This window comes from Pseudomonas sp. EGD-AK9, from assembly GCF_000465935.2.
Lineage (GTDB): Bacteria > Pseudomonadota > Gammaproteobacteria > Pseudomonadales > Pseudomonadaceae > Aquipseudomonas.
Map to the genome: position 1 here is coordinate 1 of NZ_AVOF01000159.1, position 7361 is coordinate 7361.

Here is a 7361-nt window from a genome sequence, read left to right on the forward strand (position 1 = left end):
CGGCTCATCGCCCTTGCCGGCCGCGCTGCGCGCCAGCCAGCGCCGCGCCAGCAGCATGTAGCCGATGCCGAGCAGCAGCACGGCCAGGCCGATGGGGGTGAAGTCGAAGAAGGAAAAACCGTCCAGGCCGGCGCGGCGCAGTTCGGCGTGCACCACCAGGTTGGGCGGGGTGGCCACCAGGGTGAGCATGCCGCTGATCAGCCCGGCGAAGGCCAGCGGCATCATCAGCCGCGCCGGGGCGATGCGCAGGCGCGCGGCGACGCCAAGCACCACCGGAATGAAGATCGCCACCACGCCGGTGGAGCTCATCACCGAGCCGAGGCCGGCCACCGTCAGCATCAGCAGGATCAACAGGCGCGTCTCGCTGCTGCCGGCCCTGGCCACCAGCCAGTCGCCGAGGCGGTAGGCGATGCCGGTGCGCACCAGGCCGTCGCCGATGACGAACAGCGCGGCGATCAGGATCACGTTGGCGTCGCTGAAGCCGGCCAGGCTCTGTTGCAGGTCGAGCACGCCGCTCAGCGGCAGGGCGACCAGCACCAGCAGGGCGACCACGTCCATGCGCGGCTTGCCGATGACGAAGAGGGTGACGGCGCCGGCCAGCAAGGCCAGCACCCACAGCAGATCCGGATTCATCGCAACTCCCTAACGCCTGCTCACAACCTGCTGCGCGTCGGCCCTGCTGCGTTGAAAACAGGCTCGGAGTGCTCATTTACCACAAGTAAACTGCGCCTCCTCTCCTGTTTTCGCCTTGCAGGAACCTAGCTCGCTAGGCTGTGAGCAGGCTCTAAATGCTGGCGAGTATTTCAGGGATAACCGAGGGTGGTCTTGATCTGTTGCAGGTTAGCGGCGATCCAGCGCTTGTCGAAGGGGCCCCAGTCGCGGATCAGGTAGTGCCCGGCGTTGTTGCGCTCGCCCGCGTTCTGCTCGAACTGGCAGTCGATATCCAGTTCGGCCAGCGCCGCCAGGGTGTCCTGGGCGGTGCGCCGTGGCATGCCGGTGGCGGCCATCAGCGCCGGCACGCTGGTGGCCTGGCCGCTGTCGATCAGCCAGGCGACGTAGAGGCGGCGGTAGAAGCTGGTGCGGGTCTTGCTCACGTCCATGTGCGGCGCTCCCTGTTACAGGCTGGCGATGGCGATATAGGTGGCGGCGCCGGCCAGGTAGCCGATAAAGGCCAGGCCGGTGATCTTCTTCAGGTACCAGATGAAGTTGATCTTCTCCATGCCCATGGCCGCCACCCCGGCCGCCGAGCCGATGATCAGGCAGCTGCCGCCGGTGCCGGCGCAGTAGGCGAGCATTTCCCAGAAGTTGCCGTTGACCACGAAGTTGCGCAGCCAGGGCAGTTCGCTGGCGGCGGCGGTGGCCAGGGTTTCCGGGCTGACCAGCGGGTACATCTTCATCGCACCGGCGACCATTGGCACGTTGTCCACCACGGCTGACAGCATGCCGATGGAGATGGCGATGCTGTAGACGTTGCCCAGGCTGTCCTTGAGGTAGGTGGCGACCTGGATCAGGTGGCCGGCGCTGGACAGCGCCGACACCGCCAGCAGGATGCCGAGGAAGAACAGCACGCTGGTGATGTCGATGCGGCGCAGTACGCCGACCACCGACAGCGGGTCCTTGTCCTCGCTGTTCTTGCTGCGGTGGATGATTTCGGTGGTCACCCACAGCAGGCCGAGGCCGAAGAGGATGCCCATGTACGGCGGCAGGTGGGTGATGGTCTTGAACACCGGGACGAAGATCAGCGCGCCTAGCCCTAAGCAGAACACCAGGTTGCGCTCGAACGGGGTGGTCGGGTCGCGGCGGCTTTCGGCGCTTTCCTTGAGCCGCGGCGGGGTGACCTCGCCCTTGAGCACGAAACTCATGAGGATCAGCGGCACCAGCAGGCAGACCAGGCTGGGCAGGAACAGCTTGGCGATGATGCCGGTGGCGGTGACCTGCTCGCCGATCCACAGCATGGTGGTGGTGACGTCACCGATGGGCGACCAGGCGCCACCGGAGTTGGCGGCGATCACCACGATGCCGGCGTAGAACCAGCGCTCGTGCTGGTCGGCGATCAGCTTGCGCAGCAGCGAGATCATCACGATGGTGGTGGCCAGGTTGTCCAGCGCGGCGGAGAGGAAGAAGGTGATCAGCCCCACCAGCCACAGCAGGTGCACGCGCTTGGTGGTGCGGATGCGGTCGGTGATCACCTTGAAGCCTTCGTGGGCGTCGATCAGCTCGACTATGGTCATGGCGCCCATGAGGAAGAACAGGATCTCGGAGATCTCGCCCAGGTGGTGGCGCAGTTCCTCGACCACGTGATGGGTGTTGGTGCTGGCGCCGGCGGTGCCGGTGCCCAGCAGCGGCAGGATGCTGTCGGCGCCCAGTACCAGGATGGTCCAGGCGACCACGGCGGTGAGCAGCGCGGAGGCCGCCTTGTCGATCTTTAACGGGTGCTCCAGTGCGATGCACAGGTAGCCGAGGACAAAGACGAGTGCCATCAACGCATACATGTTCGGGGGTTCCGTTCTGATTTTTATTGGTCGGGACGTGTCGGAGGCTGTAGCCAGGCGGCTGAAGATGCCTGAATCAATTGGAAAAAGGGAAGGCTTTTATGGCGAAAAGGGGCAAACAGCAGCAGCGTTTTGCGACCTGATGAGGAGTCCCGGGACGGCACGGCGCTCGCCCCGGTGGCTAGCGCGGATGCCTAGCCGAGCGCTTGCGGCCTGGGCGGCGCGATATAGGCCAGGGCGATGGCCAGCAGCGGCATGATCAGGTTGAAGAAGCAGTAGGGCAGGTAGCTCAGGGTGGCCACGCCGAGGGTGGCGGCCATGTAGGCGCCGCAGGTGTTCCAGGGCACCAGCACCGAGGTCAGGGTGCCGCCGTCTTCCAGGGCGCGCGACAGGCTGGTCGGCGGCAGGCCGCGTTTCTCGTACTCGGCGCGGTACATGCGCCCCGGCAGCACCAGGGCGATGTACTGGTCGGCGGTGATGACGTTGGTGCCGATGCTGGTGGTGATGGTGCTGGCGACCAGGCCGCTGTCGCTGCGTACCAGGCGCAGCGCGCTGTGCAGCAGGCGCTGCAGCAGGCCGAGGCGCTCCAGCACGCCGCCGAAGCACATGGCGCAGATGATCAGCCACACGGTGGTGAGCATGCTGGCCATACCGCCCTTGGACAGCAGGCCGTCCAGCTCGGCGTTGCCGCTGGCCGACTGATAGCCGGCGAACAGCGCGCTCCATACCGTCTTCAGCGGCGCCAGGGCGCCGGCCGCCGGATCGGCCAGGCGGCTCATCACTTCGGGTTGGAACAGCACGGCGAACAGCGCGCCGAGCAGGGCGGCGAGAAACACCGCGGGGAAGGCCGCCCACTGGCGCACCGCGAGCAGCAGCAGAAAGGCCACCGGCAGCAGCAGGTGCCAGCCCAGACTGAACTGCGTTTCCAGCGCCGCCAGCACCTCGGCGATGCGCCCGGTGTCGTGGCTGGCGCCGGCCTGCTGGCCGAGCACGAAGAAGATCGCCAGGGCGATCAGCAGCGCCGGTAGCGTGGTGCGCAGCATGTTGCGGATATGCGCGAACAGCTCGGCGCCGGCGGCGGCCGGGGCCAGGTTGGTGGTGTCCGACAGCGGCGACAGCTTGTCGCCGAAGTAGGCGCCGGAAATGATCGCCCCCGCGGTGATCGCCGGATCCAGACCCAGACCCGCGGCCACGCCCATCAGGCCGATGCCGAGGGTGCCGGCCACCGTCCAGGAGCTGCCGATCGACAGCGCGGTGAGCGCGCAGATCAGGCAGCTGGTGAGGTAGAAGTACTCGGCGCTGATCAGCTTGAGGCCGAGCCAGATCATGGTCGGTACGGTGCCGGCGAGAATCCAGGTGCCGATCAGCGCACCGACCGCCAGCAGGATCAGGTTGGCCTTCATCGCCATATGGATGCCGGCGAGTATGCCTTCCTCGATCTCGGCCCAGCGCAGGCCGTTCTTCAGGCCGACCAGACCGGCGACGAAGGCGGCGCTCATCAGGGCGATCTGGTTCGGCCCGCTGGAGGAGCCGTCGCCGAACAGGTAGACGGAAAGGCCGAGCAGCAGCACCAGCACGCCGATCGGCAGCAGCGCGTCGAGTAGGGAAGGGGAGCGGGCAGTCATGGGTGTACCGGTCAATCGATGAAACGGAGGCCGAGTCGGGCCTCTGCGGAAAAAACAAAACCCGCGCCGGTTAGGGCGCGGGCCTGTGGGTATTGCGCAGGGATCAGAGCGCGGCGATCTTGCCGCGCTGCTCCACCAGCTTGCTCAGCGCCTGTTCGGCCTCGGCCAGCTTGGCGCGTTCCTTGTCCAGCACTTCGGCCGGCGCCTTGGCGACGAAGCCCTCGTTGGCGAGCTTGCCGCCGACGCGCTGCACTTCGCCCTGCAGGCGGGCGATTTCCTTGTCCAGGCGCGCCAGCTCGGCGTCCTTGTCGATCAGCCCGGCCATCGGCACCAGCACCTGCATCTCGCCGACCAGGGCGGTGGCGGACATCGGCGCCTCTTCACCGGCGGCCAGTACACGCACCGATTCCAGCTTGGCCAGCTTGTTCAGCAGCGGCTCGAAGTCGGCCAGGCGGCGCAGGTCGGAGGCCGCGGCGTTTTGCACGATGATGTCGATGCGCTTGGCCATGGAGATCTTCATCTCGCCACGGATCTGGCGCACGCCGAGCATCAGCTGCTTGACCCACTCGATATCGGCCTCGGCGGCGGCGTCGATGCGCTCCTCGGCGGCGACCGGCCAGGGCTGCAGCATCAGGGTGGCGCCGTCCTTGCCAGCCAGGGCCTTGATGCGCTGCCAGATTTCTTCGGTGATGAAGGGCATGAACGGATGAGCCAGGCGCAGGATCACTTCCAGCACGCGCACCAGGGTGCGGCGGGTGCCGCGCTGGCGCTCGATCGGGGCGTTCTCGTCCCACAGCACCGGCTTGACCAGTTCCAGGTACCAGGCGCAGTACTCGTCCCAGATGAACTCATACAAGGCTTGTGCCGCCATGTCGAAGCGGAAGGCGTCGAGGTGGCGGGTCACGTCCTGCTCGCAGCGCTGCAGGGCGGAGATGATCCAGCGGTCGACCGGCGACAGATCCACTGGCTCGCCGTTGACGCCGGTGTCCTGGCCATCGGTGTTCTCGATGACGAAGTTGGCGGCGTTCCACAGCTTGTTGCAGAAGTTGCGGTAGCCCTCGACGCGGCCCATGTCGAACTTGATGTCGCGGCCGGTGGAGGCCAGCGCCAGGTTGGTGAAGCGCAGGGCGTCGGTGCCGTAGGCGGCGATGCCTTCGGGGAACTCGGCGCGGGTCTGCTTGGCGATCTTCTCGGCCAGCTTGGGCTGCATCATGCCGCTGGTGCGTTTTTCCAGCAGCTCGTCCAGGCTGATGCCGTCGACTATGTCCAGCGGGTCGAGCACGTTGCCCTTGGACTTGGACATCTTCTGCCCCTGGCCGTCGCGCACCAGGCCATGCACGTACACGGTCTTGAACGGGATCTGCCCGGTCAGGTGGGTCGACAGCATGATCATCCGCGCGACCCAGAAGAAGATGATGTCGAAGCCTGTGACGAGAACATCCGTGGGGTGGAAGGTCTTGAGGAAATCGGTCTGTTCGGGCCAGCCGAGGGTGGAGAAGGTCCACAGGCCGGAGCTGAACCAGGTGTCCAGCACGTCCTCGTCCTGGCGCAGGGCGACGCCTTCGAGGTTGTGCTTGGCGCGCACCTCCGCCTCGTCGCGGCCGACGTAGACGTTGCCGGCCTCGTCGTACCAGGCCGGGATGCGGTGGCCCCACCACAGCTGACGGCTGATGCACCAGTCCTGGATGTCGCGCATCCAGCTGAAGTACATGTTCTCGTACTGCTTGGGCACGAACTGGATCTCGCCGCTCTCGACCACGGCGATGGCTTTCTCGGCCAGCGGCTTGGTGGAGACGTACCACTGGTCGGTCAGCCAGGGCTCGATCACGGTGCCGGAGCGGTCGCCCTTCGGCACTTTCAGGGCGTGGTCTTCGATCTTCTCCAAGAGGCCTGCGGCTTCGAAGGCGGCGACGATGCGCTTGCGCGCCTCGAAGCGGTCCAGGCCGGCGTATTCGGCCGGCAGGCTGCCATCGACCCCGGTGTTGACGCTGCCGTCGATATTGAACACCTGGGCGCGCGCCAGTACGGCGGCGTCGGCATCGAAGATATTGATCAGCGGCAGGTCGTGGCGCTTGCCGACTTCGTAGTCGTTGAAGTCGTGGGCCGGGGTGATCTTCACGCAGCCGGTGCCGAACTCGGGGTCGCAGTAGTCGTCGGCGATGATGGGGATGCGGCGGCCCACCAGCGGCAGTTCGACGAAGCTGCCGATCAGGGCTTTATAGCGCTCGTCTTCCGGGTGCACGGCCACGGCGGCGTCGCCGAGCATGGTTTCCGGGCGGGTGGTGGCGACGATCAGATGATCCTTGCCGTCGGCGGTCTTCTTGCCGTCGGCCAGCGGGTAGCGCAGGTTCCACAGGTGGCCCTTCTCGTCGTGGTTTTCCACTTCGAGGTCGGAAATGGCGGTGTGGAACTTGGTGTCCCAGTTGACCAGGCGCTTGCCGCGGTAGATCAGACCGTCCTGATGCAGGCGCACGAAGGCTTCCTTGACGGCTTCGGACAGGCCTTCGTCCATGGTGAAGCGCTCGCGCGACCAGTCCACCGACGAGCCGAGACGACGGATCTGCCGGGTGATGGTGCCGCCGGACTGGTTCTTCCATTCCCAGACCTTCTCCAGGAACTTCTCGCGGCCCAGGTCGTGACGACCGATGCCCTGCGCGGCCAGCTGGCGCTCCACCACCATCTGGGTGGCGATGCCGGCGTGGTCGGTGCCCGGCTGCCACAGGGTGTTGCGGCCCTGCATGCGGCGGAAGCGGATCAGGCAGTCCATGATCGAGTTGTTGAAGCCGTGGCCCATGTGCAGGCTGCCGGTGACGTTCGGCGGCGGGATCATGATGCAGTACGGCTCACCGCTACCCTGTGGGGCGAAGTAGTGGTTCTGCTCCCAGGTCTGGTACCAGTTGGATTCGATGGCGTGCGGCTGGTAGGTCTTGTCCATGCGCGGCGGGACCCTTGTGACGGCTGATCGGAAAAGCCGGCAAGTATAACGGGGATGGGCCTTGCGGCGTAAGGGCAGCGCGTCAGCGAGCGGTAGCGGGGGCCGCGCCAGAGGCGTTAGGGGCAGGTCAGGGTTTGCGCGGCGGTAGCAGGCGCGGCAGGCGGGCTTCCAGGCGGCGCTTGAGTTCGGCCTCGATCTGCGGCACGAAATCGTCGATCACGTCCTGCAGGATCAGTTGCGCGGCGGCGCGCAGTTCGCCGTCCAGGCGCTGCAGGTCGCGGGCGCTGTCTTGCAGGCGCGGCTCCAGGC

At 66.4% G+C, this 7361-nt stretch carries 5 protein-coding genes and 1 pseudogene; all 6 read right to left on the minus strand.

Going from position 1 to position 7361, the window contains the following annotated elements:
- The coding region (locus N878_RS08920; RefSeq protein WP_021443320.1) for an SLC13 family permease at positions 1-633 on the minus strand (633 nt) is incomplete at its 3' end.
- 170 nt (positions 634-803) lie between these two features.
- On the minus strand, positions 804-1100 hold the full coding sequence (locus N878_RS08925) for a helix-turn-helix domain-containing protein (RefSeq protein WP_021443321.1): 297 nt from the start codon (positions 1098-1100) through the stop codon (positions 804-806).
- A 15-nt stretch (positions 1101-1115) separates the two neighbouring features.
- A complete protein-coding gene (gene nhaD / locus N878_RS08930) occupies positions 1116-2492 on the minus strand; it encodes a sodium:proton antiporter NhaD (RefSeq protein WP_021443322.1) in 1377 nt (458 codons plus the stop codon).
- 194 nt (positions 2493-2686) lie between these two features.
- Complete coding sequence (nhaC, locus tag N878_RS08935) at positions 2687-4117, minus strand: Na+/H+ antiporter NhaC (RefSeq protein ID WP_021443323.1); 1431 nt, start codon at positions 4115-4117, stop codon at positions 2687-2689.
- 103 nt (positions 4118-4220) lie between these two features.
- A complete protein-coding gene (locus N878_RS08940; protein WP_021443324.1) occupies positions 4221-7052 on the minus strand; it encodes a valine--tRNA ligase in 2832 nt (943 codons plus the stop codon).
- A 127-nt stretch (positions 7053-7179) separates the two neighbouring features.
- Positions 7180-7361: pseudogene (locus N878_RS08945) on the minus strand (DNA polymerase III subunit chi); the annotation flags it as partial.

What these genes read in the sequence shown, in the direction of transcription:
- N878_RS08940 (WP_021443324.1), bottom strand. Translation starts at nt 7,052, where the DNA reads ATGGACAAGACCTACCAGCCGCACGCCATCGAATCCAACTGGTACCAG.
- N878_RS08925 (WP_021443321.1), bottom strand. Translation starts at nt 1,100, where the DNA reads ATGGACGTGAGCAAGACCCGCACCAGCTTCTACCGCCGCCTCTACGTC.
- nhaD (WP_021443322.1), bottom strand. Translation starts at nt 2,492, where the DNA reads ATGTATGCGTTGATGGCACTCGTCTTTGTCCTCGGCTACCTGTGCATC.
- nhaC (WP_021443323.1), bottom strand. Translation starts at nt 4,117, where the DNA reads ATGACTGCCCGCTCCCCTTCCCTACTCGACGCGCTGCTGCCGATCGGC.